The 25,624-nt window shown below is 66.8% G+C and carries 26 protein-coding genes; 8 read left to right on the forward strand and 18 right to left on the reverse strand.

From position 1 onward, the window contains the following. Positions 1-14 precede the first annotated feature (14 nt). The 17 genes from rplO to A4F85_RS18965 all read right to left on the reverse strand — a co-directional run bounded on the left by rplO (position 15) and on the right by A4F85_RS18965 (position 13,144). Positions 15-446 (reverse strand): 50S ribosomal protein L15, encoded by a 432-nt coding sequence (gene rplO / locus A4F85_RS18885; protein ID WP_012202973.1) that lies wholly within the window; start codon positions 444-446, stop codon positions 15-17. A gap of 11 nt (positions 447-457) precedes the next feature. Then, positions 458-640, reverse strand: coding sequence for a 50S ribosomal protein L30 (gene rpmD / locus A4F85_RS18890; RefSeq protein WP_012202972.1), 183 nt, complete (start codon positions 638-640; stop codon positions 458-460). 14 nt (positions 641-654) lie between these two features. Then, positions 655-1,176 carry a 30S ribosomal protein S5 gene (gene rpsE, locus A4F85_RS18895; RefSeq protein ID WP_012202971.1) on the reverse strand — a complete coding sequence of 174 codons (522 nt, stop codon included), beginning with the start codon at positions 1,174-1,176 and terminating at the stop codon, positions 655-657. Between the two features lie 15 nt (positions 1,177-1,191). After that, positions 1,192-1,557, reverse strand: coding sequence for a 50S ribosomal protein L18 (gene rplR / locus A4F85_RS18900; RefSeq protein ID WP_012202970.1), 366 nt, complete (start codon positions 1,555-1,557; stop codon positions 1,192-1,194). Between the two features lie 11 nt (positions 1,558-1,568). Beyond that, entirely contained in the window at positions 1,569-2,102 is a 534-nt protein-coding gene (rplF, locus tag A4F85_RS18905; protein WP_013804444.1) for a 50S ribosomal protein L6, read from the reverse strand. A 24-nt stretch (positions 2,103-2,126) separates the two neighbouring features. Beyond that, positions 2,127-2,522, reverse strand: coding sequence for a 30S ribosomal protein S8 (rpsH, locus tag A4F85_RS18910; RefSeq protein WP_012202968.1), 396 nt, complete (start codon positions 2,520-2,522; stop codon positions 2,127-2,129). A 20-nt stretch (positions 2,523-2,542) separates the two neighbouring features. Further along, entirely contained in the window at positions 2,543-2,848 is a 306-nt protein-coding gene (rpsN, locus tag A4F85_RS18915) for a 30S ribosomal protein S14 (protein WP_012202967.1), read from the reverse strand. An 8-nt stretch (positions 2,849-2,856) separates the two neighbouring features. Then, positions 2,857-3,396, reverse strand: coding sequence for a 50S ribosomal protein L5 (gene rplE / locus A4F85_RS18920; protein WP_012202966.1), 540 nt, complete (start codon positions 3,394-3,396; stop codon positions 2,857-2,859). A gap of 10 nt (positions 3,397-3,406) precedes the next feature. Next, positions 3,407-3,727, reverse strand: coding sequence for a 50S ribosomal protein L24 (gene rplX / locus A4F85_RS18925; protein ID WP_012202965.1), 321 nt, complete (start codon positions 3,725-3,727; stop codon positions 3,407-3,409). A gap of 10 nt (positions 3,728-3,737) precedes the next feature. Next, on the reverse strand, positions 3,738-4,106 hold the full coding sequence (gene rplN, locus A4F85_RS18930) for a 50S ribosomal protein L14 (RefSeq protein ID WP_012202964.1): 369 nt from the start codon (positions 4,104-4,106) through the stop codon (positions 3,738-3,740). 687 nt (positions 4,107-4,793) lie between these two features. Further along, complete coding sequence (locus A4F85_RS18935; RefSeq protein ID WP_063327433.1) at positions 4,794-6,383, reverse strand: glycerol-3-phosphate dehydrogenase/oxidase; 1,590 nt, start codon at positions 6,381-6,383, stop codon at positions 4,794-4,796. Between the two features lie 359 nt (positions 6,384-6,742). Next, positions 6,743-8,476 carry an ABC transporter substrate-binding protein gene (locus A4F85_RS18940; protein WP_012202962.1) on the reverse strand — a complete coding sequence of 578 codons (1,734 nt, stop codon included), beginning with the start codon at positions 8,474-8,476 and terminating at the stop codon, positions 6,743-6,745. 100 nt (positions 8,477-8,576) lie between these two features. Further along, positions 8,577-8,885: a DUF2160 domain-containing protein gene (locus tag A4F85_RS18945; protein WP_043820414.1), complete on the reverse strand. Its 309-nt coding sequence runs from the start codon at positions 8,883-8,885 to the stop codon at positions 8,577-8,579. Between the two features lie 160 nt (positions 8,886-9,045). Further along, entirely contained in the window at positions 9,046-9,861 is an 816-nt protein-coding gene (locus A4F85_RS18950) for a carbohydrate ABC transporter permease (RefSeq protein ID WP_013804448.1), read from the reverse strand. Positions 9,862-9,936: 75 nt separating this feature from the next. Beyond that, a complete protein-coding gene (locus tag A4F85_RS18955) occupies positions 9,937-10,827 on the reverse strand; it encodes a carbohydrate ABC transporter permease (RefSeq protein WP_043822477.1) in 891 nt (296 codons plus the stop codon). A gap of 156 nt (positions 10,828-10,983) precedes the next feature. After that, complete coding sequence (locus A4F85_RS18960) at positions 10,984-12,063, reverse strand: ABC transporter ATP-binding protein (protein WP_063328027.1); 1,080 nt, start codon at positions 12,061-12,063, stop codon at positions 10,984-10,986. A gap of 1 nt (position 12,064) precedes the next feature. Then, entirely contained in the window at positions 12,065-13,144 is a 1,080-nt protein-coding gene (locus A4F85_RS18965) for an ABC transporter ATP-binding protein (protein WP_063327434.1), read from the reverse strand. Positions 13,145-13,414: 270 nt separating this feature from the next. Here A4F85_RS18965 and A4F85_RS18970 point away from each other — a divergent pair, with 270 nt between their 5' ends. From A4F85_RS18970 to A4F85_RS18980, 3 genes are all read left to right on the forward strand, one after another. Then, positions 13,415-14,179, forward strand: coding sequence for a DeoR/GlpR family DNA-binding transcription regulator (locus A4F85_RS18970; RefSeq protein WP_013804452.1), 765 nt, complete (start codon positions 13,415-13,417; stop codon positions 14,177-14,179). A gap of 73 nt (positions 14,180-14,252) precedes the next feature. Continuing rightward, a complete protein-coding gene (gene glpK, locus A4F85_RS18975) occupies positions 14,253-15,749 on the forward strand; it encodes a glycerol kinase GlpK (RefSeq protein WP_012202955.1) in 1,497 nt (498 codons plus the stop codon). Continuing rightward, positions 15,718-16,923, forward strand: coding sequence for an esterase-like activity of phytase family protein (locus A4F85_RS18980; protein ID WP_197485499.1), 1,206 nt, complete (start codon positions 15,718-15,720; stop codon positions 16,921-16,923). The genes glpK and A4F85_RS18980 overlap by 32 nt, the downstream gene beginning before the upstream one ends. 7 nt (positions 16,924-16,930) lie before the next feature. On the opposite strand, the gene A4F85_RS18985 is transcribed toward A4F85_RS18980, so the two are convergent. Further along, a complete protein-coding gene (locus A4F85_RS18985) occupies positions 16,931-17,626 on the reverse strand; it encodes a GntR family transcriptional regulator (RefSeq protein WP_063328029.1) in 696 nt (231 codons plus the stop codon). Between the two features lie 96 nt (positions 17,627-17,722). On the opposite strand from A4F85_RS18985, the gene A4F85_RS18990 reads away from it, so the two are divergent. The 5 genes from A4F85_RS18990 to A4F85_RS19010 all read left to right on the forward strand — a co-directional run bounded on the left by A4F85_RS18990 (position 17,723) and on the right by A4F85_RS19010 (position 25,474). Beyond that, complete coding sequence (locus A4F85_RS18990) at positions 17,723-19,420, forward strand: thiamine pyrophosphate-binding protein (RefSeq protein WP_063327435.1); 1,698 nt, start codon at positions 17,723-17,725, stop codon at positions 19,418-19,420. A 65-nt stretch (positions 19,421-19,485) separates the two neighbouring features. Further along, complete coding sequence (locus A4F85_RS18995; RefSeq protein ID WP_197485500.1) at positions 19,486-20,466, forward strand: tripartite tricarboxylate transporter substrate binding protein; 981 nt, start codon at positions 19,486-19,488, stop codon at positions 20,464-20,466. A gap of 40 nt (positions 20,467-20,506) precedes the next feature. Next, positions 20,507-21,298, forward strand: a complete 792-nt coding sequence (locus A4F85_RS19000) for a VOC family protein (RefSeq protein ID WP_063327437.1) — start codon at positions 20,507-20,509, stop codon at positions 21,296-21,298. 32 nt (positions 21,299-21,330) lie between these two features. Continuing rightward, complete coding sequence (gene proC / locus A4F85_RS19005; protein ID WP_063327438.1) at positions 21,331-22,170, forward strand: pyrroline-5-carboxylate reductase; 840 nt, start codon at positions 21,331-21,333, stop codon at positions 22,168-22,170. Between the two features lie 256 nt (positions 22,171-22,426). Continuing rightward, entirely contained in the window at positions 22,427-25,474 is a 3,048-nt protein-coding gene (locus A4F85_RS19010; protein ID WP_156517037.1) for a DUF7948 domain-containing protein, read from the forward strand. Positions 25,475-25,624: the final 150 nt, after the last annotated feature.

A 25,624-nucleotide genomic window follows, 5' to 3' on the forward strand; every position in this document is an offset into this window, starting at 1 on the left:
TTTCAGATCATTAATCAGGCGATGCTGCCACCGGCAGCTTCGATGGCAGCCTTGGCGCCGGCGGTAGCGCCGATGCCGTTGAGCTTGACAGCCTTGCTGATTTCACCGCTCTTGATGATCTTGACCACCTTTGCGATTTCACCAACCAGACCGGCTTGCTTCAGAGCTGCCAGATCGACTTCGGCCAGGCCCAGCTGTTCCAGAGCGGACAGGGTCACTTCTGCATTGAACTTCAGCAGATGCGACTTGAAGCCACGCTTGGGCAGACGGCGCTGCAGAGGCATTTGACCGCCTTCGAAGCCCACCTTGTGGTAGCCACCCGAACGCGACTTCTGACCCTTGTGACCACGGCCGGCAGTCTTGCCCAGGCCGGAGCCGATGCCGCGACCGACACGGCGCTTGGCGTGCTTGGAGCCCTCTGCAGGCTTGATGCTATTGAGTTCCATCATCAATCCTTTCAGAGAACTTTGACCAGGTAGCTGATCTTGTTGATCATGCCGCGCACGGCAGGCGTGTCCTGCAGTTCGCTGATGCTGTTCAGCTTGCGCAGGCCCAGGCCACGGACGGTGGCGCGGTGCGATTCCTTGGTGCCAATGGGGCTGCGCACCAGTTGCACCTTCACGGTTTGTTGCGTTGTCATGTGATTGACTCCGATCAGGCGGTGAAGATGTCTTCAACCGACTTGCCGCGCTTGGCTGCCACTTCCGAAGGGGTCGTGGAGTGCTTCAGAGCGTCAAAAGTCGCGCGGACCATGTTGTAGGGATTCGACGAACCATGGCTCTTGGCCACGATGTCGGTGATGCCCAGCACTTCGAAAACGGCGCGCATCGGGCCGCCGGCGATGATGCCGGTACCCTTGGGAGCGGGGTTCAGCATCACGGATGCTGCGCCATGCTGACCCATCACGGTGTGATGGATCGTGCCGTGCTTCAAAGACACCTTGATCATGTTGCGACGGGACTCTTCCATCGCCTTTTGCACGGCTGCAGGCACTTCCTTCGACTTGCCCTTGCCCATGCCAACGCGGCCATCACCATCGCCAACCACGGTCAGTGCAGCGAAGCCGAGGATACGACCGCCCTTCACAACCTTGGTGACGCGGTTCACCGCGATCATTTTTTCGCGCAGACCGTCGTCACGACCTTCGTCTTGCACCTTGGGAGAAAACTTTGCCATTTCTATCCGCTCCGCTTAGAACTGCAGGCCGGCTTCACGAGCGGCTTCTGCCAAAGCCTTCACGCGGCCGTGGTATGCGAAACCAGCGCGATCGAAAGCCACTTTCTCCACGCCGGCAGCCTTCGCCTTCTCGGCAATGCGCTTGCCAATCAGCGTAGCGGCAGCCACGTTGCCACCCTTGCCGATGGCGCCCAGTTGGGTGCGCACTTCGGCTTCGGCGGTGGAGGCCGAAGCCAGCACCTTGGTGCCGTCTTCCGACACCACGCTTGCGTAGATGTGGAGGTTCGTACGGTTCACGCTCAGACGTGCCACGCCTTGCTGTGCAATGCGGATGCGGGTCTGGCGGGCACGACGGAGACGCTGCTCTTTCTTGGTCAACATAATGCAGCTCCTTACTTCTTCTTGGTCTCTTTGATCACGACCTTCTCATCCGAGTAACGGATGCCCTTGCCCTTGTAGGGCTCGGGAGGACGAACGGCACGGATCTCAGCAGCCATTTGGCCAACGGCCTGGCGGTCAGCACCCTTGACCAAGATTTCGGTCGGTGTGGGGGTGGTGACAGTGATGCCGGCCGGCATTTCGAAGTTCACCGGGTGCGAAAAGCCGATCGCCAGGTTCAGCTTGGAGCCCGAGGCCGAAGCCTTGAAACCCACGCCAACCAGCGACAGCTTCTTCTCGAAGCCCTTGCTCACGCCCACCACCATGTTGTTCACCAGCTGACGCATGGTGCCGCTCATGGCGTTGGCTTCGCGCGAGTCATTGACGGGCTCGAAAGACAGCTTGCCTTCGTTGTTGGAGATCTTCACCAGAACGTTCTGGGCTTGCGACAGCGTGCCGCCGGTGCCCTTCACATTGATCTGGTCGTCTTTGATGGACACATCCACGCCTGCGGGGATGGCCACGGGAGTCTTTGCTACGCGAGACATTTCAGTATTTCTCCTTAATGTCCGTTAGGCCACGTAGCACAGCACTTCGCCGCCCACGCCAGTGGCGCGTGCCTTGCGATCCGTCATCACGCCCTTGGGAGTGGTGACGATGGCAACGCCCATACCGTTCATGACCTGGGGGATTGCGTCACGGCCCTTGTACACGCGCAGGCCGGGACGGCTCACGCGCTCGATGCGCTCGATCACCGGACGGCCGGCGTAGTACTTCAGGGTAATTTCGAGTTCGGACTTGCCAGCGTCGGTCTTCACTTGGAAGCCGTCGATGTAGCCTTCATCCTTCAGCACCTGGGCGATGGCAACCTTGACCTTGGAGGAAGGAGCCGTCACGGTGGTCTTGGAGACCATTTGTGCATTGCGGATGCGGGTCAGCAAGTCAGCGATGGGATCACTCATGCTCATGTTTAATCTCTCCTGCTTGCTTACCAGCTGGCCTTGGTGACACCGGGGATGTCGCCAGCGAAGGCCAGTTCACGGATCTTGGCGCGGCCCAGACCGAATTGACGGAAGGTGCCACGGGGACGACCCGTGATCTCGCAGCGGTTGCGCTGGCGAGTGGGGTTCGCGTTACGGGGCAGCTTCTGCAGGCCCAGGCGAGCGGCGTCGCGCTCTTCGTCGCTGCGCTTTGCGTCAGCGGCGATTGCCTTCAGTTCTGCGTATTTGGCAGCGTACTTGGCTGCCAGCTTTTCGCGCTTGAGTTCGCGCTGGATCAATGCAACTTTAGCCATGCGCCACCTCAGTTCTTGAAGGGGAAACGGAAAGCGGCGAGCAGTGCCTTGCACTCATCGTCGGTCCGAGCTGTCGTCGTGATGCTGATGTTCAGACCACGCAGAGCGTCCACCTTGTCGTACTCGATTTCGGGGAAGATGATCTGTTCCTTGACGCCGACGTTGTAGTTGCCGCGACCGTCGAAAGAACGGCCGGAGATACCACGGAAGTCACGCACGCGGGGCAGAGCCACGGTGACGAAACGGTCCAGGAATTCATACATCTGAACGCCACGCAGGGTCACCATGCAGCCAATGGCCTGGCCTTCACGGATCTTGAAGCCGGCGATAGCCTTCTTGGCCTTGGTCACCACGGGCTTCTGACCAGCAATCTTGGTCAGGTCAGCCACGGCGTTGTCCATCACCTTCTTGTCGGCCACGGCTTCGCTCACACCCATGTTCAGGGTGATCTTGGTCAGACGGGGCACTTCCATGGAGGAGGTGTAGCCGAACTTTTCCTTGAGTTCAGCCGCGATCTTTTCGCGATACAGTTTTTGCAGTCGTGCCATGTGTTACCCCTTAGGCCGCCTTGATTTCGGCGCCGCTGGACTTGAACACGCGAACGCGTGTGCCGTCGGCCTGCACCTTGATGCCCACGCGATCAGCCTTGCCGGTCGCTGCATTGAAGATGGCCACGTTGGATTGGTGGATAGGCATGGCCTTTTCCACGATACCGCCGGTGGTGCCCTTCATGGGGTTCGGCTTGACGTGCTTCTTCACCATGTTGATGCCATCGATCAACAGGTGGGAGTCGTCCTTGCGAGCCGAGACCACGCCTTGCTTGCCCTTGTCACGGCCGGTCAGCACGATGATTTGGTCGCCCTTGCGAATCTTGTTCATGGTGCTTCCTTTAGAGAACTTCAGGTGCCAGGGACACGATCTTCATGAACTTTTCGTTGCGCAGTTCACGAGTCACGGGGCCAAAGATGCGGGTGCCGATAGGCTCCAGCTTGGCGTTCAGCAGAACGGCGGCGTTGCCGTCGAACTTGACGAGCGAGCCATCAGCACGGCGAATACCCTTCGCCGTACGCACCACGACCGCGCTGTAGACCTCGCCTTTTTTGACGCGTCCACGCGGTGCAGCTTCCTTGATGGTCACCTTGATGATGTCACCAACACTCGCATAGCGACGATGAGAACCGCCCAGCACTTTGATGCACTGAACAGACTTCGCGCCGGTGTTGTCGGCAACCTCTAACCGAGATTCTGTTTGGATCATTTCAATATTCCCAACTTGCTCCAGCAAACACTCGACAGCCCCAGAGTCTTCTCAAGGGCCGCGAGCAGCCAGTCAGTCTTGGGCCCGTCGTCCACGCCGAAAACCATTTCTCGGCGCTTCCACTGGGCAGATAACTTCACGATTTTCACGTGAAGCATGGGATTGTCCCAGAAATTCCTTTGCGCGTCAAACCCTTAGCTGCCTTTTCCACCCCTGGCCGGCAGCGTTGCGCAACCCCCACAAGAGCGCTATCAACCCAGGAGCAAGCTGGGCCTGCCGATGGCCGCACACCATCGGAAACGCCCATAAAAAAGCCGAGCCTGGCGGGCTCGGCAAAGGGTGGCAGACTCAACGCAATCGTCTGCTGCGGGCTGGCCGCGCGTACTACGGCGGCGCAGACATCGCAGCGGCTTGGGGCCACCGCGTTGGGCTCGGGCACGGCCCTGACCCTGCGGAAAACGGACTTTCAAGCGCTTTCTTCATCATTCCCCCTCCCTCGTCAGCCTTGTGCTGGCTGCTGTTCGCCGGCACCGTCACGAGATGCCATGGGCAGCATTCTGATTCATAAAAACAATCAAAGATAGATATCCATCAATTTTGACAATCTTTCCTTGGCTTGCATCTGCCTCCAAAAGCAAAACGCCCTGCAGTGCAGGGCGTTTTGCTTGAGAGGGGCTTCAGCCGCGATCAGGCCGGCAGGTACTGGGCCGCCAGCGGCATGAAGTCCGCCAGGCCGGCGTCCTGCCCCAGCTCCTCCTGGAGGATGGCTGCCACGCGCGGCGCCACCTCGGCGGCCTTGCGCGCATCGAGGAACAGCAGGCGGCTGCGGCGCGCCAGCACGTCTTCCACGGTGCGCGCGTATTCGAAGCGCGCGGCAAAGCGCACCATGGCTTCGTTCAGGCCGTCTGCCAGCCATTCGTCGTTGCCCGGCAACGCCTCCACCGCCGGGGCTTCCGTGCCATAGGAGTGCAGGCCCTGGACCTGGTTCATGCGGTGGTGCACGGCGGATTCGGCCGGGGCGCCGGCCAGCGGCAGGCGGGCCGTGACGCCACCGGGGCGGTGCGGCAGGCGGCCGATGGCAAAGCACTCGGAGAGCACGTCTTCGGCCATGGCGCGGTAGGTGGTCCATTTGCCGCCCGTGACGGTGACCAGGCCGGTGCGGCTGGACATGACCGTGTGCTCGCGGCTGATCTTCTTGGTGTTCTCGCCGTCGTCGTCCTGGGGCTTGACCAGCGGGCGCAGGCCGACCCACATGCTGCGCACGTCGGCCAGCGTGGGCTGGCGCGTGAGGTAGCGTCCGGCCTCGGTGAGGATGAAGTCCAGCTCCTCGGGGAACGGCAGGGGCTCGCGTGCCAGGTCGTTGCGCGGGGTGTCGGTGGTGCCCAGGATGACCTTGCCCAGCCAGGGCACGGCAAAGAGCACGCGGCCATCGGCCGTCTTGGGCACGAGCAGGGCGTGGTCGCTGGGCAGGAAGTCGCGGTCCACCACCACGTGCACGCCCTGGCTGGGCGCGACCATGGGCTTGACGGGACGGCCCTGGGCCTCGGCATCCTGCTGGCGGAACAGGTCCACCCAGGGGCCGGTGGCGTTGACCACGCACTTGGCGCGCAGCGTGAAGCGCCGGCCCGATTCCGTGTCTTCGCAGACCAGGCCGGCGACCTTGCCGCCTTCATGCAGCAGTTCAAGCGCGGGGCAGTAGTTGACCAGCAGCGCGCCCTTGGCGGCGGCCGTGCGGGCCAGCGCCAGCGCCAGGCGGGCATCGTCGAACTGGCCGTCCCAGTATTTGACGCCGCCCTTGAGGCCTTGCTGGCGCACGGTGGGCAAACACTTGACGGTGCTGGAGCGCGAGAGGAATTCGGTGGCGCCCAGGCCTGCCTTGCCGGCCAGCGCGTCATACATCTTGAGGCCGATGCCATAGAACGGCGTGTCCAGCAGCTTGTAGGACGGCATGACAAAGGCCAGCGGCTGCGCCAGGTGGGGCGCGTTGTGCAGCAGCGTGGTGCGCTCATGCAGCGCTTCGCGAACCAGGGCGATGTTGCCCTGGGCCAGGTAACGCACGCCACCATGGACCAGCTTGGTTGCGCGCGAGGACGTGCCCTTGGCGAAGTCATGCGACTCCACCAGCACGACCTTGAACCCGCGCGCCGCCGCGTCCAGGGCTACGCCCAGGCCGGTGGCACCGCCGCCGATGATGGCCAGATCGTAGGTTTCAGGCTGGGCCAGGCGTTCCAGCAGGGCGGCGCGGCCGGTGGGCAGAGGGGAAGCAGCGAGGGACATGGATCTTCGACGAAGGAATGTGGGGCAAGTTAACAGGGCGCCATGTAGCCGCCATGTCAGCACCCGGGACGCCACGCCTGCGCCCAATGCGAAGGGGACGGAATCGGGTTTTCCGCTATTTTCGCTCGTTTTTGTATTTTTTTCTTCGCTATCTTTCGTTTCGTGTTTTTGGCGACCCAGGAAGCCCCAACGATGGACTGCGATGCCAGCACAGCGCATGCCGTCCAAAACCGACACGGCCCAACTCAGGGACGCCGAGCAAGAGCCGCCTCGCGGCGAGGGCGTCGTCCCCCTCCCCCGCGAAGCGGGTAGAGAGGCGCCGTGCCACGGGGGGAAGCCGCGCAGCGGCTCAGGGGGTGTCACCTCACCTTGCCGTTTTTCCAGGCATTGAGCAGCGTGTCATACGCAATCGTCTCGCCCTTGGGCTTTTCATTGGCCAGCTTCTTCCACGGCGCCTGCTTGTCGCTGAGCCACTTGGCCGGGTCGCCCTTGGGGTTGAGCTTGGGAGCGCAGTGCGCCATGCCGGCACGCTGCAGGCGGGACATGACCTGGTCCATTTCCTCGGCCAAGTTGTCCATGGCGCCCTGGGGCGTCTTCTCGCCGGTGACGGCCTGGGCCACGTTCTTCCACCACAGCTGGGCCAGCTTGGGGTAGTCGGGCACGTTGTTGCCGGTGGGCGTCCAGGCCACGCGGGCGGGGCTGCGGTAGAACTCGACCAGGCCGCCGAGCTTGGGCGCCATGTCGGTCATGGCCTTGGAGCGGATGTCGCTTTCGCGGATGGGCGTCAGGCCGACGATGGTCTTCTTGAGGCTGGTGGTCTTGGCGGTGACGAACTGCGCGTAGAGCCAGGCGGCGGCCGTGCGGTTGGCGTCATGGTCCTTGAAGAAGGTCCAGCTGCCCACGTCCTGGTAGCCGTTTTGCATGCCGTCCTTCCAGTACGGGCCGTTGGGGCCGGGCGCCATGCGCCATTTGGGCGTGCCGTCGGCATTGACCACGGGCAGGCCGGGCTTGGTCATGTCGGCCGTGAAGGCGGTGTACCAGAAGATCTGCTGCGCGATATGGCCCTGGGCCGGCACGGGGCCGGACTCGCCGAAGGTCATGCCCATGGCTTCCTTGGGCGCGTATTTCTTCATCCAGTCCACGTACTTGGTGAGCGCGAACACGGCGGCTGGCGAGTTGGTGGCGCCCCCGCGCGAGACCGATGCGCCCACGGGCGTGCACTTGTCGTCGGCCACGCGGATGCCCCATTCATCGACGGGCATGCCGTTGGGAATGCCCTTGTCGGCCGCGCCGGCCATGGACAGCCAGGCATCGGTGAAGCGCCAGCCCAGCGACGGGTCCTTCTTGCCGTAGTCCATGTGGCCGTAGATGGGCTTGCCGTCGATCTGCTTGACGTCGTTGGTGAAGAACTCGGCGATGTCCTCGTAGGCGCTCCAGTTCAGCGGCACGCCCAGCTCGTAGCCGTACTTGGCCTTGAACTTGTCCTTGAGGTCCTTGCGCTCGAACAGGTCGGCGCGGAACCAGTAGAGGTTGGCGAACTGCTGGTCGGGCAGCTGGTAGAGCTTGCCGTCGGGCGCGGTGGTGAAGCTGGTGCCGATGAAGTCCTTGATGTCCAGGCCCGGATTGGTGAAGTCCTTGCCGGCGCCGGCCATGTAGTCGGTCAGGCTCATGATGCGGCCGTAGCGGTAGTGCGTGCCGATCAGGTCGGAGTCGGAGATCCAGCCGTCATAGATGGACTTGCCCGACTGCATCGAGGTCTGCAGCTTCTCGACCACGTCGCCTTCCTGGATCAGGTCGTGCTTGACGGTGATGCCCGTGATCTCGGTGAAGGCCTTGGCCAGCGTCTTGCTCTCGTACTCGTGCGTGGTGATGGTCTCGGAGACCACGGCGATCTCCTTGACGCCCTTGGCCTGCAGCTTCTTGGCCGCCTCGATGAACCACTTCATCTCGGCCATCTGCTGGTCCTTGGACAGCGTGCTGGGCTGGAACTCCGCGTCGATCCACTTCTTGGCTTCCGCCTCTCCGGCCCAGGACGCCTGCCCCGCCGCCAGCAGGGCCGCCGCGAGGGCGATGGTATGAAGTCGTTGTTTCATCTGCCGTCTCCTAGATTCTTGCTGTCTCCCCGACATGCACATGCACCAGCGGGCCCCGGGGGAGCTTCGGACCCGGCTGTCGATAAATGGAATGAAGTGATCAGCCTTTGCGCATCACGACGGCCAGCACGAGCATGGACAGCACCAGGCTGATCCACACCGAAGGCTCGGCCTCCAGCGAGAACCACTGCACCATCCTCTCGCCCAGGCCCACCCAGGCCAGATTGACATAGGCCGCCAGCAGCAACCCGATGAACAGCCGGTCCCCGCGCGTCGTCGCCATCGGCAGCCAGCCCTTGCGCATCACGGTCGGGCTGCGCAGCTCCCACAGCGTCATGCCCACCAGCATCAGCACGATGCAACTGAAGAACACCGCCACCGGCAGCGTCCAGGCCATCCAGGAAAACATTGACGAGTCCTTTCAGAAACAAAAACCACTGCCCGTCGAAACTGGAGCGACCCCAAGCGAGGGACAGCAAGCAAGGGCCGCCCCGCCGCGAGGCTGTCGTCCCCCTTCCCCGCGAAGCGGGTAGAGAGGGGGAAGGCGCGCAAGCGCCTCAGGGGGTGCTTCACACTCTCCCCATTGCGAACCCCTTGGCGATGTAATGCCGCACGAACCAGATCACGATGGCGCCCGGCACGATGGTCAGCACGCCCGCCGCCGCCAGCGTCGCCCAGTCCATGCCCGAGGCCGAGACGGTGCGCGTCATGGTCGCCACGATGGGCTTGGCGTTCACGCTGGTCAGCGTGCGCGCCAGCAGCAGCTCCACCCAGCTGAACATGAAGCAGAAGAAGGCCGCCACGCCCACGCCGGCCTTGATCAGCGGCAGGAAGATGGTGAGGAAAAAGCGCGGGAAGGAGTAGCCGTCGATATAGGCCGTCTCGTCGATCTCGCGCGGGATGCCGCTCATGAAGCCCTCCAGGATCCAGACGGCCAGCGGCACGTTGAACAGCAGGTGGGCCAGGGCCACGGCGATGTGCGTGTCCATCAGGCCCACCGTGGTGTAGAGCTGGAAGAAGGGCAGCAGGAAGACGGCCGGCGGCGTCATGCGGTTGGTCAGCAGCCAGAAGAACACATGCTTGTCGCCCAGGAACTGGTAGCGCGAGAACGCATAGGCCGCCGGCAGCGCCACCGTGAGCGAGATCACGGTGTTGATGGCCACGTAGATCAGGCTGTTGATGTAGCCCGAATACCAGGAGGCGTCGGTGAAGATGGTTTGGTAGTTGGCCCAGGTGAAATGCTGGGGCCACAGCGAGAAGCTCGACAGGATCTCCTCGTTGGTCTTGAAGCTCATGTTGACCATCCAGTAGATGGGCAGCACGGCGAACAGCAGGTAGGCGACGAGGAACAGCGTGCGCTTGTGGAAACGGCGGTCTTCAGTCATGTCCGGCCTCCCGCAGGGCCGCCCCAAGGCAGGCCGAGCCCCCTCGGGGGGCAGTGAACGAAGGGAGCGTGGGGGTCATTCTCTTGCCCCTTCCTTGTCTGCCGTGCCCACGCGCTGCATCCAGTTGTAGAGGATGAAGCACAGCAGCAGGATGATGAGGAAATAGATCAGCGAGAAGGCAGCCGCCGGCCCCAGGTCGAACTGGCCCACGGCCTTTTGCGTCAGGTACTGCGACAGGAAGGTGGTCGCATTGCCGGGCCCGCCGCCCGTGAGCACGAAGGGCTCGGTGTAGATCATGAAGCTGTCCATGAAGCGCAGCAGCACGGCGATCATCAGCACGCCGCGCATCTTGGGCAGCTGGATGTAGCGGAACACCGCGAACTTGCTGGCGCCGTCGATGCGCGCGGCCTGGTAGTAGGCGTCGGGAATGGAGCGCAGGCCCGCGTAGCACAGCAGGGCCACCAGCGGCGTCCAGTGCCAGACATCCATCACCAGCACGGTGAGCCAGGCATGGGTGGCATTGCCCGTGTAGTTGTAGTCCACGCCCAGCGCGTTGAGCGCCGCGCCCAGCAAGCCGATGTCGGCGCGGCCGTAGATCTGCCAGATGGTGCCGACCACGTTCCACGGAATCAGCAGCGACAGCGAGACCACGACCAGCACGGCCGAGGCCTTCCAGCCCTGGGCCGGCATGGACAGGGCCAGGGCGATGCCCAGCGGGATCTCCACCAGCAGCACGGCCAGCGAAAAGCCGATCTGGCGCAGCAGGGCCGAGTGCAGTTCCTCGTCGCGCATGACCTGGGCAAACCACTCCGTGCCCACGAACACGCGCCGGTCGGGACTGATGATGTCCTGCACCGAGTAATTCACCACCGTCATCAGCGGGATGATGGCCGAGAAGGCCACGCAGATGATGACCGGCAGGATCAGCAGCCAGGCCTTCTGGTTGACGGGCTTGATTGAACTCATCTCAGGCCCCCCTCACGCTAATGCACAAACCGCGGCCTACGAGACTGGACCTACCCAGCTCAGGGACACCGAGCAAGGGCCGCCCCGCCGCAAGGGTGTCGTCCCCCTCCCGCGTCGCGAGAGAGGGGGAAGCGGCGCAGCCGCTCAGGGGGAGCCTCATACCAACTCCTCGTTGACGTAGTAGCAGGTGTGGGGGCCCTGCAGCTGTACCCATACCGTTTCACCCGCGGCGGGCAGGAAGGCATCGGCGCCGCAGCGCAGCTTGAGCAGCCGCTCGCCCAGGCGCGCCACCAGCAACTGGTGCGTGCCCACGTCCTGCACGCGCTCCACCGTGCAGGCCACGGCGCCGGGCGCGTCGGCCGAGGCCAGTGCCAGGTACTCGGGGCGTATGCCCAGGCTCAGCGGCAGGCCGGGCGCCACGCCGGCCAGCGCTTCGGGCAGGGGCAGGTACTGGCCCTCGGCCAGCAGCCGGCCGCCGTCCTGCTGCAGCGGCACGAAGTTCATGCCCGGCGAGCCGATGAAGTGGCCGACGAAGGCGTGGCTGGGCCGCTCGAAAAGCTGGGCGGGCGTGCCCACCTGCACGGCGCGCCCGCGCGTCATGACCACAACGTGCTCGGCAAAGGTCAGGGCCTCCACCTGGTCGTGCGTCACATAGATCAGCGTGAGCCGCAGTTCATGATGGATCTGCTTGAGCTTGCGGCGCAGCTGCCACTTGAGCTGGGGGTCGATCACCGTGAGCGGCTCGTCGAACAGCACGGCCGACACATCGGGCCGCACCAGGCCCCGGCCCAGCGAGATCTTCTGCTTGGCATCGGCCGACAGGCCGGCCGCGCGCTGGTCGAGCTGGCCGCTCATCTCCAGCATCTCGGCGATCTGGCCGACCCGCGCGCGGATGCGCTCCTCGGGCATGCGGCGGTTCTTCAGCGGGAAGGCCAGGTTCTCGGCCACGGTCATGGTGTCGTAGATCACCGGGAACTGGAACACCTGGGCGATGTTGCGTTCCTGGGGCGTGGCGCGCGTCATGTCGCGGCCGTCGAACAGCACCTTGCCCTGCGAGGGGACCAGCAGGCCCGACATGATGTTGAGCATGGTGGTCTTGCCGCAGCCCGAGGGGCCGAGCAGCGCATAGGCGCCGCCGTCCTCGAAGACCATGCTCAGCGGCAGCAGCGCGTAGTCGCTGTCCTGCTGCGGGTTCGGCTTGTAGGAGTGGGCCAGATCGAGTTCTATGCGGGCCATCTCATCGTCCTCCGGGCCGCGCCGGCGCCAGCAGCAGCGCGCCGTCCGCGCCGAACACATAGGCATGGGACGGATCCAGGTGCAGCGTGACCGCGCTGCCCAGGTCCAGGTGGTGCACGCCCGTGACCTGGGCCACCAGCTCGCCCCAGGGCGTGGTGGCATGCACGAAGGTGTCGGAGCCCGAAATCTCGGCCAGTTCCACCACGCCCTGCAGTGCCAGATCGCCGGGCCGGGACTGCAGGCGCAGGGCGCTGGCGCGCAGGCCCAGGGTCAGTTGGCCGGACGCGGCCAGGTCCGCAGGCAGCGCCACGGGCAGCCGCGCGCCGCCCGGCAGTTGCAGCCCGCCCTCCACGGCACTGGCCGCGATCAGGTTCATGGGCGGATCGCTGAAGGCGCGCGCCACGCGCAGCGAATTCGGCTGATGGAAGACCTCGGCCGTGGGGCCGTACTGCAGCAGTTCGCCCTCATGCAGCACCGCCGTGTAGCCACCCAGCAGCAGGGCCTCGCCGGGCTCGGTGGTGGCATAGACCACGGTGGAGTCGCCCGTGGCGAACAGCTGGGTCAGTTCCTCGCGCAGTTCCTCGCGCAGCTTGTAGTCGAGGTTGACCAGGGGCTCGTCCAGCAGCATCAGCGGAGCGCCCTTGGCCAGGGCGCGCGCCAGCGCCACCCGCTGCTGCTGGCCGCCCGACAGCTCGGCCGGGTAGCGGTCCAGGAACATCTCGATGTGCAGCCGCTCGGCCAGGGCACGCACGCGCTGCGCCACGTCGCGGTCGCCGCGCAGCTTGAGCGGCGAGGCGATGTTGTCCGCCACCGTGAGCGAGGGATAGTTGATGAATTGCTGGTAGACCATGGCCACGTTGCGCTCGCGCACGGGCATGCCGGTCACATCGACGCCATCGGCGCGCACACGGCCTTCGGTGGGCACGTCCAGGCCGGCCATGATGCGCATCAGGCTGGTCTTGCCGGCCTGCGTGGCACCCAGCAGCACGGTCACCGCGCCGCTTTCCAGTTCAAGGTGCATGGGGTGCAGCCAGGTCTGGCCGCCCACGCGTTTGCTGATTCTCTCCAACACCAGTTCCACGACCGCCCTCACTGACGAGGCCGCCTCGGGGGCAGCGATTGAACAAGGAGAAACATCTCGCTCAAGGCGGCGATTGCGCGCCATCCGAAAGCAAGAACGTGATCATTTTTGTTCTTTCCAGATCGCAGCCCATCAACACATACCCTAGGTGCTGTTCTTTTTTCTTCGTTTTAAAGTTCCCCAACCCACGGCCGACCAGGGGCAAATGCGCTATAACCCGGTCGCCCCGCCTTGTTTGCCTGAGAACGCACCAGATCTGGAATCGCCGCCGTGAACACCAATCCCCGACAACTACAGCTGCTCGACGAAGTGCGCAGCCGCCAGTCCACTTCGGTGGAGCAGCTGGCCGAGATCCTGGGCGTGACCCTGCAGACCGTGCGCCGCGACATACAGAAGCTGGCCGATGCGGGCCTGATGGTGCGCTTTCACGGCGGCGTGCGCGTGCCCAGCGCCACGGTGGAGAACCTGGGCCACACCCAGCGCCAGGTGCTGCATGCCGAAGGCAAGTCGCGCATTGCGCGCGCCGTGGCCGACGCCATTCCCAACGGCTGCTCGCTGATCCTGAACATCGGCACCACCACCGAGGCCGTGGCCCAGGCCCTGCTCAAGCACCGGGGCCTGCGCGTGATCACCAACAACCTCAACGTGGCGGCCATCCTCAGCTCCAACGCGGACTGCGAAGTCATCGTGGCCGGCGGCGTGGTGCGCACACGCGACCGGGGCATCGTGGGCGAGGCGGCCGTGGACTTCATCCGCCAGTTCAAGGTGGACATCGCCCTGATCGGCATCTCGGCCATCGAGCCCGATGGCAGCCTGCGCGACTTCGACATGCGCGAAGTCAAGGTGGCCCAGACCATCATTGCCCAGTCGCGCGAGGTCTGGCTGGCCGCCGACCACAGCAAGTTCCACCGCCAGGCCATGGTGGAGCTGGCACGCCTGGACCAGATCGACCGCCTGTTTACCGATACCGCGCCCCCGGCCCCGTTCGATGCCCTTCTGCGCGAAGCAGAAGTGCAATGCGTGGTGGCGCAATAAGTTTTCCGCAGCCGCTGCGCCACCGCCCGCACAGGACACGCGCACCGGCCCTGCTTTTCCTGGATACCGCACCATGACCTATCTGCTTGCCCTGGACCAGGGCACCTCCAGCTCGCGCAGCATCGTCTTCGACACCCAGGGCCGCATCGTGGCCTCGGCCCAGCTGGAGCTGCCGCAGATCTATCCCCGGCCCGGCTGGGTCGAGCACGATCCGCGCGAGATCTGGCGCACCCAGCTGGCCACGGCGCGCGAGGCCCTGGCCAAGGCCGGGCTGGCGGCGGCCGACATCCGCGCCCTGGGCATCACCAACCAGCGCGAGACCACCGTGGTCTGGAACCGCGCCACGGGCCAGCCCATACACCACGCCATCGTCTGGCAGGACCGCCGCGCCGAGCCGCTGTGCGCCCAGCTGCGCGAGGCCGGCCATGCCGACACCATCCAGCGCAAGACCGGCCTGCTGATCGACGCCTATTTCTCGGGCACCAAGCTGCGCTGGATCCTGGACAACGTCAACGGCGCGCGCGCCGCCGCCGAGCGCGGCGAACTGGCCTTCGGCACCGTGGACAGCTGGCTGATCTGGCAGCTCACGGGCGGACGCCGCCATGTGACCGATGTCTCCAACGCCAGCCGCACCATGCTGTTCAACGTCCACACCAACCAGTGGGACGACGATCTGCTGGCGCTGCTGGAGATTCCGCGCGCGCTGATGCCCGAGGTGCTGCCTTCCGCCGCCGATTTCGGCCGCACGGCAGCCGAGGTGCTGGGCGGCGAGATCGCCATCGGCGGCGTGGCCGGCGACCAGCAAAGCGCCCTCTTCGGCCAGGCCTGCTTTTCGGCCGGCATGGCCAAGAACACCTATGGCACGGGCTGCTTCATGCTCATGCACACGGGCGGCGTGTTCCAGACCTCCGCCAACGGCCTGCTGACCACCGCTGCGGCACAGCCCACCGCTGCGCCGGCCTATGCGCTGGAAGGCAGCGTCTTCGTGGGCGGCGCCGTGGTCCAGTGGCTGCGCGACGGGCTGCGCGCCATCGAGCACAGCGGCCAGGTACAGCAACTGGCCGAGAGCGTGCCCGATTCGGGCGGCGTGATGATGGTGCCGGCCTTCACCGGACTGGGCGCCCCCTACTGGAAGCCCGATGCGCGCGGCACCATCACGGGCCTGACGCGCGGCACCACCATCGCCCACATCGCGCGGGCCGCGCTTGAATCCATCGCCTTCCAGAGCGCCGCCCTGCTGCTGGCCATGAGCCGCGACGCGGTGGCCAGCGGCGGCGCGCCGGTCAGCGAACTGCGCGTGGACGGCGGCGCCTGCGTCAACAACCTGCTCATGCAGTTCCAGGCCGACCTGCTGGGCATTCCCGTCGTGCGCCCGGCCTGCGTGGAGACCACGGCCCTGGGCGCTGCCTACCTGGCAGGCCTGTCCTCGGGCGTGTACCAGAGCACCGAGGAACTGTCGGCGCTGTGGAAGGCCGAGCGGCGCTTCGTGCCCACGCTGGACAAGCACCGCGCCGACGAGCTGATGGCGCGCTGGGAGCATGCGGTGGCCCAGACCGCGCTGGCGGCCTGACAACGGGCCCACGGCCTTGTTCAAGGCGGCCAGCCTGGTGCTTTCCGGCCTGCTGCTGGCCGGCTGCGCCGCGCCGCCCCAGGCCCTGCCGGCCCCGCAGCCCACGGCATGTGCGCGCCTGCAATGGCTGGGCAGCACCACGATTGCGCGCGATGAACCCATCCATGGCGCCACCACCGGCGGCATCTCGGGCCTGAACTACGACGCGCGGCACGGCGACTACGTGGCCATCAGCGATGACCGCGCGGCGCGCGGCCCCGCGCGCTGGATGCGCCTGCGCATAGAGCCGCTGGACGCGGGCCAGCGGGCCGGCCCCAACCCCTGGCAGGCGCAGGTCACCGAAGTGCATCCGCTGCTGGATGCCGAGGGCCGCTGGCTGCGCCCGCGCCATGCCGCGCCCGCCACCCAGCCCGTGCCCGACCCCGAAGCCATCCGCCTGCTGCCGGACGGCGGCCTGCTGTGGACCGATGAAGGCGACCCGGGCCGGGGCTTTGGCACCTCGCTGGTGAGGACCGACGCCACGGGCCGCCAGATCGCGCGGTGGTTCTACGCATTCAAGGACGAGGCCGGCGTGCCGGGCCTGCGCTCGAATTTCGGCTTCGAAGGGCTGGCCGTGACGCCGGACGGCCAACAGGCCTGGCTGGCCCTGGAGGCGCCGCTGCGCCAGGACGGCCCGCGCGCCAGCGCCGCCACGGCAGGCTCGCCCGTGCGCATCAGCCTCGTCAGCCTGGACGATGGCCGGCTGCTGCGCCAGATCGCCTACCAGCCCGATGCCGTGCCGGCCGCCAGTTGGGCCCTGCCCCAGCGCGAGGTCAACGGCATCAGCGAGATCCTGCTGGACGGCCCCGGCCACCTGCTGGTGCTGGAGCGCTCCTACAGCCCGGGCCACGGCTTTGGCGCGCGGCTGTACCGCATCGGCCTGGATGCGCCTGACACGCTGGCCCTGGCCAGCTTCGCGCAAACGCCGCCACAAGTGGCGGTCAAGCAACTGGTGGCCGATCTGTCCACCGTGCAACCCGGCCGGCTGGACAACATGGAAGCCATGTCCTGGGGCCCGCCACTGCCCGATGGCACCCGCGTGCTGGTGTTCGCCAGCGACGACAACTTCAACCCGGCGCAGGCCAACCAGATCCTGATCACCGCCTACCGGCCCTCGCCGCCCTGCGCACCCTGAAGGCGCTTCAGGGCGTGGCCTGCACCTGCTCCTGCGGCAGGTAGATGCGCGTCAGCCCGCGCGCAATGGCCTCCACGATCTGTTCGCGCCGCAGGCCGATGTGCTCGGCCATCAGGCGCTCGCTGGCCTGGGCGTCGCGCGCGCGCAGGGCCCGCAGGATTTCCAGGTGCTCGTGCTGGGTGGAGGCGCGCCCCACGCTCTCCATGTCGATCCAGCGGATGAAGCGGATGCGCTCGTTCAGGCTCGCCAGCATGCGCCGCAGCTCGGCGTTGCCGGCCATGTCGGCAATGCGCAGGTGGAATCCCTCGTCCAGGTCCACCAGCTGCCGGATCGGCGTATCGGAGGCCACGCGCTGGCTCTGCTCCAGGTAGGCCAGGGCCTCGTCAAGCTGGGCATCGGTGGCGCGCTCCACGGCCAAGCGCACGCATTCGCGCTCCACGGCCACGCGGGCCTCGTACAGGTCCAGCGACTCCTTCACGTCCAATTCGCGCCGCATGTAGCCGCGGCTGGCCGGCAGCAAAAAGCCATCGGCCACCAGCCGCGTCAGTGCCTCGCGCACGGGCGTGCGGCTCACGCCCAGGCGCAAGGCCAGTTCGCTTTCGCTCAGGCGCTCGCCCGGCTTGAATTCGTAGGAGATGGCCATGTCACGCAGCGTGCTGTAGACGCTGGAGCCCCGTTCATGGCGGATGTTGGAGATTTTCATGGCGCCATTGTGCCCTTTGGCGCTGCGCATTCTTTTAAGTATACTGAAATGGATTCTTAAAAATCCCGTCACCCAACCTGCCTGGAGACTCCCGACATGACCACCGCTTTCAATGGCGCCGACGCCATGGTCCGCATGCTGCAGCTCAATGGCGTCAAGCACATCTTCGGCCTGTGCGGCGACACCAGCCTGCCCTTCTACGACGCCATGGCGCGGCTGGACCACGGCATGGACCACATCCTCACGCGGGACGAGCGCAGCGCCGGCTACATGGCCGACGCCTATGCGCGCGTCACCGGCAAGGTGGGCGTGTGCGAAGGCCCCAGCGGCGGCGGTGCCACCTACCTGCTGCCCGGCCTGGCCGAGGCCAACGAATCCTCGGTGCCCGTGCTGGGCATCACCTCGGACGTTTCCGTGGGCGCGCGCGGCAAGTTCCCGCTGACCGAACTGGACCAGCAGGCGCTGTACAGGCCCCTGACCAAGTGGAATACCACCATCGACCGCGTGGACCAGATTCCGCACGCCGTGCGCAGCGCCTTTCGCGCCATGACCACGGGCCGGCCCGGCGCCACCCATATCTGCCTGCCCTATGACGTGCAAAAGCACACGCTGGATCCGGCCGATGTCTGGGCCCAGCCAGGGCATGACCACTATCCGGCCTACCGGTCCGCGCCCGATCCGACGTCGGTAGCCGAGGCTGCCGACCGCCTGGTGGCGGCACGCTGCCCCGTGCTGATCTGCGGTGGCGGCGTGCTGATCGCAGGCGCCAGCGCCGCACTGGATGCGCTGGCCACCTTGCTCAATGCGCCCGTGTGCTCCAGCGTCAGCGGCCAGGGCAGCCTGGCGGGCAGCCATCCGCTCAATGCCGGCGTGGTGGGCACCAATGGCGGCGTCGAGGCCACGCGCGCCGTGGTGGCGCAGGCGGACCTGGTGATGTTCATCGGCGCCCGGGCCGGCTCCACCACCACCGAGCACTGGCAGATGCCCTCGCGCAAGGTGACGATCGTCCATCTGGACGTGGACGCCATGACCATAGGCACCAACTACCGCACCGACGTGGCCCTGGTGGGCGACGCCCTGCTGGGCCTGCAGGCGCTGCACGCGGCCGTGCAGCAGCGCATCGCCCGCCGCCCCGCCGATGCCGCAGACGGCGCCGCGCTGGCGGCCACCGCGCGCGCCGCCAAGCAGGCCTTCTTCGCGCCGCTGGCGGCCTCGCTGGAGCGCCCCATCAAGCCCGAGCGCGTGGTGGACACGCTCAACCGCCTGCTGCCCGCGCGCGCCATCGTGGTGGCCGACCCCGGCACGCCCTGCCCCTACTTCACGGCCTATTTCGACGCGCCCCAGGCCGGCCGGCACTTCATCACCAACCGCGCGCACGGGGCGCTGGGCTTTGCCATGTCCGCCGGCTTTGGCGCCGCCATCGGCCAGCCCGATTCCGTGGTGGTCGCGGTCATGGGCGACGGCAGCTTCGGCTTCACCTGCGGCGAGCTGGAAACCATTGTGCGCCGCAACGTGCCGCTGAAGATGATCGTGTTCTCCAACAGCGTGTTCGGCTGGATCAAGGCCAGCCAGAAGTCCGGCTACGATGAACGCTACTTTTCAGTCGACTTCAACCGCACCCACCATGCCCGCGTGGCCGAGGCCTTCGGCGTCAAGGCCTGGCAGGTGCATGACCCGGCAGATCTCGAAGCCGCGCTCAAGGCCGCGCTGATGCACGACGGCCCGGCGCTGGTGGATGTGATCTCGCAAGAGCTCCAGGACACGGCCGTGCCGGTGAGCCAGTGGATGGGTTGACGCCAGGCCCCACGCACAGATTCCCGAATTCCTGCCCGCCAATGCGCTTGAAAAGGAGCCTTCCCATGCCCCATCCACCCTCCCGCCGCCAGCTGCTGCTGGCCATGGCCGCCGCATGCCTGCTGGGGCCGGCCGGCACGGCATCCGCGCAGGGCGCCGCCCCGCTCAAGCTGGTCATCACCTTCCCGCCGGGGGGCAGCACCGACATCGCCGCCCGCATACTGCAGCCGCGCCTGGGTGAGGTGGCCGGGCGCCCGGTGATCGTGGAGAACCGCCCCGGCGCCGCCAGCCAGATCGCCACCCAGTACGTGGCCAAGTCCGCCCCGGACGGCAACACCCTGCTGTTCAGCTTCGACACCCATGCCATCAATCCCATCGCCAAGTCCCGGCTGCCCTACGACACCTTCAAGGACTTCACGGGCGTGTCGCTGGCGCTGCGCTTCCCGCTGGTGATCGGCGCCTCGGCCTCGGTGCCCGCCAGGGACCTGGCCGGCTTCCTGGAACTGGCGCGCCGCAACCCGGGCAAATACAGCTACGCATCGACCGGCCTGGGGTCCATGAACCACCTGGTGATGGAGGACATCAAGCGCCGCTCGGGCACCTACGTGCTGCACGTGCCCTACGGCGGCGGCGGCCCGGCCGTGCAGGCCGTGCTCGGCAATGTGTCCGACCTCACCCTGCTCAGCTACGCGGCGCTGCGCGGCCAGATTTCGGCAGGCAAGATCAAGCCGCTGGCGGTGACCGGCCTCAAGCGCCTGCCCGAGCTGCCCGACGTGCCCACCGTGGCCGAGTCAGGCTTCCCGGGCTTCGAGGCCTACTCGTGGATCGGCGTGTTCGCACCTTCCGCCACGCCGGCAGCCACGGTGCACAAGCTCACCGAAGACTTCCAGGCCACGCTGAACACGCCCGACATCCGCAGCAAGCTCGTGCAGTCGGGCTTTGAAGTCATGGCCACGGACGGACCCGCCCTCGACCGCTGGGTGCGCCAGGAATATGAGCGCTGGGGCCGCTTCGTGCGCGACAACAAGGTCCAGCTCGAAGACTGAGAATCCGGACGGCACCCCCTTACACCACACAGGAGCATTCATGGCACTTCCGCTGGACCACATCGTCATCGCTGTGCAGGACCTCGAGGCCGCCGTGGCGGACTACCGCGCGCTGGGTTTTCAGGTCGCCATCGGCGGCCGCCATCCGGGCCGCACCTCGCACAACGCACTGGTCGTGTTTGCCGACGGCGCCTACCTGGAGATCATTGCCTGGACCGCCCCGGCGCCCGAAGAGCGCTGGTACCGCACACTGCGCGACCATGGCGAAGGGCTGGTGGACTTCGCCCTGCTGCCCCAAAGCACCTCCCAGGCGCTGGCCGAGGCACGCGGGCGGGGGCTGGATACCCTGGTCGGCCCCGTGGACGGAGGCCGCGTGCGCCCCGATGGCGCGCAACTGCTGTGGCAGACGGCGCGCCACGCCACGCCCGACCTGCCCTTCCTGTGCGGCGACGTCACGCCGCGCGCCCTGCGCGTGCCCGAAGGCAGCGTGCGGGAGCATCCCAACGGCGCGCTGGGCGTGGCCTCGCTGACCGTCGCCGTGCACGACCTGGACGCCAGCCTGGACCGCTACCGGGCGCTGCTGGGCCCGGGCCTGCAGCTGGAGAGGCTGGACGACCAGGGCGCGCGGCTGGCATTGCCGGGGTTCGATCTGCTGCTGCAAGGCGCGCAGGCACTGGCGGCCTCCGACGCACTGCGCCAGCGCCTTGCCACGCGCGGAGAGGGCCCTTGCGCACTCACCCTGCGCCAGCGGCCCGGCGCCCCGGCACAGCCTCTGGACCTGGCCGCCAGCCATGGCGTGGACATGCGCTGGCACGGTGGGAACACGCTCTAAACTCTTCGTTTTCCTTCTCCACCGCCACCAGCATGAACACCGTTTCCACAGCCTCCCCTGTCATCGCCTTCATCGGTGGCGGCAACATGGCCAGCGCCATCATCGGCGGACTGATCGGCCAGGGCCAATCCGCAGACCGCATCGTCGTCGTCGAACCCTTCGAGGCTGCGCGCGACGCGCTGCGCACGAACTTCGGCATCACGGCGCATGCCGATGCCGCGGCCGCCGCCAGCGCGCTGGACGGTGCCAGCATCGTGGTCTGGGCCGTCAAGCCCCAGACCTTCAAGGAAGCCGCCCAGGCCGTGGCGCCGCACACCGCCCAGGCCCTGCACCTGAGCGTTGCCGCCGGCATTCCCACGGACTCCATCGCCCAGTGGCTGGGCACGGGCCGCATCGTGCGCGCCATGCCCAACACGCCGGCCCTGGTGGGCAAGGGCATGACGGGCCTGTTCGCCCGCGCCCAGGTCGATGCCGCAGGCAAGAGCGCCGTCGAGCAGGTGGTGGCCACCACGGGCCAGTTCGTCTGGGTCGACCAGGAAGCGCACCTGGACGCCGTGACCGCCCTGTCGGGCTCGGGCCCGGCCTATGTCTTCCTGTTCCTCGAAGCCATGACACAGGCCGGCGTGGACATGGGCCTCACGGCCGAGCAGTCCTACCGCCTGGGCGTGGCCACCTTCCAGGGCGCATCGGAACTGGCCGCCCGCTCCACCGAAAGCGCCGACGTGCTGCGCCAGCGCGTGACCAGCAAGGGCGGCACCACCCACGCCGCCATCACCCACATGCAGGCGCAACAGGTGCCCGAGCATTTCGTGGCCGCCATGCGGGCAGCGGAAACACGGGCCAAGGAGCTGGCCGCCGAATTCGGCAGGTAGGACACGCCCGCGCGCGCCCCTCTTTGTGGTGGCAAGGGGACGGTGCGCCAGATTCCTGCAAAAACCAGATAGTTCTGATGGTGGAAGCAAGCGGCACTCGGTAGAAATCGGCAATTGACCGGCAGCGCGGAAAGCCCCGCGCCGGTCATGACCTGCCACCGCAGTTTCCACCAAGCATTCGCCTCGGCGGGACGTGCATCGCCTGCCCGCCCCTGTCCATGGCTTGCCTTGGATTCGCTGCATTCAAGGAGAAAGCATGCGTTTCCATCCCCCTTCCGTGCCCAGGCGGCGCCGCAGCAAGCCGGCCTTGGCGGCATGCCTGCTCTGGGCATCGACCGGCCTGGCCCACGCAGTACCCGGCCCCTCCCAAAGTCCTGCCCACCACCGCGCGCACACACCAGCGCACTCACCAGCCCATGCCCCAGCACATGGCTCCGCCCAGGCCCGGCAGATACCGCACGCGCAGCAGGCCCTGCAGGGCCTGTCCGTGCCGTTCGAGGCCAACAGCGGCCAATTCGACCCTGCCGTGGCCTTCACGGGCCGCACCTTCGCGGGCGCGATCCACGTCACCCGCCAGGGCCAGATCGTCTACAGCCTGGCCGCGCCCACGCAGCAGCAGGGCGTGACCTCGGCCCCCCCGCCCGAGATGCCTCCCCAAGCACCTCCCAAGAAGCCGCCCAGGACGCCCGCAGGTACCAAACCCCAGGCACCGCCCCAGACCCCTCCGGCCACCCAGCCCCTGTCCGGCTGGAGCCTCACCGAAACCCTGGCCGGCGCGCTGCCGCTGTCGCCCACGGGCGGCGAGGCCGCCGCCACCCAGATCACCCGCTGCAGCGGCCCCCACAGCTACCAGCCAGCCACCTACCGCAACCTGCACCTGGGCCAGGCCTGGCCCGGCGTGCAGGTGGAGCTGGCCGTGCGCGGTGCCAATGTGGAAAAGCTCTTCCACGTGGCCCCGCAGGCCGACCCCGGGCAGATCCAGGTGCGCGTGGACGGCGCGCTGTCCCTGCGCCTGGGCGAAGGTGGCGAACTGGTGGCCGCCACAGGCCATGGCGACGTGGCCTATACGGCGCCCGTGGCCTTCCAGGAAGTTGCGGGGCGGCGCGTGGAGGTGCCTGTGCAGTACGCGCTCAACAGCCAGGGCGATGGCTACGGTTTCGCACTGGGGGCGTATGACCGGGCGCTGCCGCTGGTAATCGACCCCTTCCTGCAGAGCACCTACCTGGGCGGGTCTAACTACGATGTCATTACCGCCCTGGTCGTGACCCCTTCGGGGCAGGTGCTGGTGGCCGGCAGAACCGAGTCCAGCGATTTCCCAGGCACCGCCGGCGGTGCCCAGCCCTCCAGCGGCACGAGCAACCTCTTTGTGGCACGCTTGTCCGGCGACCTGCGCACCCTGGAGCAAAGCACTTATTTGGGCGATGGAGGCATCCCCCGCAGCATGGCCATCTTGCCCTCGGGCGATGTGGTGGTGGGGGGCACCATCTGGAGCGGAAATCTTCCTGGCACGGAGAACGGAGCGCAACCGGCAAAGCCAGCAAGCGGCTCTGGCTTTGTCACCCGCCTGTCGGCCGATCTGCGCACCCTGGTGCAGAGCACCTATCTGGGGGGCGGCGATGAGGACCACCTGACAGCCCTGGTCATCGCCCCCTCGGGCGACATCGTGGTGGGCGGATCTACGGAGTCCTCCGATTTCCCCGGTACGGCACAGGGCGCCATTGCGGACGTAGCGCCAAATACCCGCAACGGCTTTGCAGCCCTGCTCTCGGCGGACCTGCGCACGCTGGTGCGCAGCACCTATATCACCGGAGCAGACTCGCCTACGGCACTGGCCGTCACGCCTTCAGGGCACGTACTGGTCGCCGGATCCACAACTTCCCCCAACCTGCCTGCCACCACCGGCAGCGCCCAGCCCAAGCCTGGGTCGGACAACAACCTCCGCGGACTGGAGGACGGCTTCATCACACGCCTGTCCGCCGATCTGCGCACGCTGAAACAGAGCACCTACCTGGGTGGAGCGGCCAATGACGCCATCACAGCATTGGCCATCACGCCCTCCGGGGAAGTGGTGGTGGGCGGATTTACCGGTTCAAACGACCTGCCGGGCACGGCAGGCGGCGCACAGCCGGATTACTACTTCATCCGCGGCAACCCCAGCGACGGCTTCGTCACACTTCTGTCCGGAGACCTGCGCACGCTGGGGCAGAGCACCTACCTGGGTGCCGCGGACTCTGACGCCATCACCGCATTGGCCATCACGCCCTCCGGGGAGGTGGTGGTGGGCGGCCATACCCGATTCTCCGGCTTTCCGGGCACAGAAGGCGGTGCACAGCCGGTTCGCGTCAGCTTCGGCTTCCAGAGCGGCTTTGTCACACGCCTGTCTGCCGACCTGCGCACGCTGGAGCAAAGCACCTTCCTGAGCGGCGAGTCCGATGATCACATCACCGCATTGGCCACCACGCCCTCCGGGGAAGTGGTGGTGGGCGGCTATACCCAATCCCGCAACCTGCCGGGCATGGCCGGTGGCGCACAGGAGACCAATGCAGGCACTGCAGACGGCTTCATCACACGACTGTCCGCCGACCTGCGCGCCGTCTCCCCCCAGGCCATCACCTTCCCGCCCCAGGCCGATCAGGTGCTTACCGCGACCGGCGACACCTTCCAGATCAGCCCGATCGCCACGGCCAATTCCGGCCTGGCCGTGAACTACACCGCCCATACGCCGGCCGTGTGCACCGTCTCGGGCACCACGGTCACCATGGTGGATGCGGGCCCCTGCATGCTGGAGGCCTGGCTGCCCAGCGTGCCCGGCCAGTGGCTGGCAGCCAACGGCATCTTCGTGACCCTGCAGATCCGCAGGCCGCAGGTGATCTCCTTCCCGGCCCAGGCCGACCAGCCCTTCACGGCCGGCGCCAGCTTCGACCTCGGCCCGCCCGCCACGGCCACTTCGAACCTGCCGGTGGACTACGCCAGCACCACGCCCGGCGTTTGCACGGTCTCGGGCGCCACGGTGACCATGGTCAGCGCAGGCATCTGCAGGGTCACAGCCAGCCAGCCGGGCAACACGCTGTGGCTGGCGGCCACTGACGTGTCGCAGGACATCGAACTGGTGGCCAGCACCGTTTCACCTCCGTCGCCACTCCCGCCGCCTCCTCCTCCCGCACCCGGCCCGGGACCCGGCGCTGCGTCCCCCTTGCCCGTGCCCACCCTGGGCCCCTGGGACCTGGCCTGGCTGGGCACGCTGGCGGCAGGCCTTGGCGCCATCTCGCTGCGCCGCCGGGCGCGCCATAGCAGCGCTCGCTAGCAACGCACGCGTGGCCGGGCAGGAGGGGGTAGCCCCCGTGCCGGTCACGCCCCAGGAACCCGGCCCCGCCAGGCCTCCGCCTGCGGGGCTCACGCCCGGAGGCAGGCTTGCCTCGGGGCGGCCGCATTCAGGGAGACCCCATGAGCATCT

This window comes from Delftia sp. GW456-R20 (genome assembly GCF_001622915.1).
In the GTDB taxonomy this organism is placed as follows: Bacteria; Pseudomonadota; Gammaproteobacteria; order Burkholderiales; family Burkholderiaceae_C; genus Comamonas; species Comamonas acidovorans.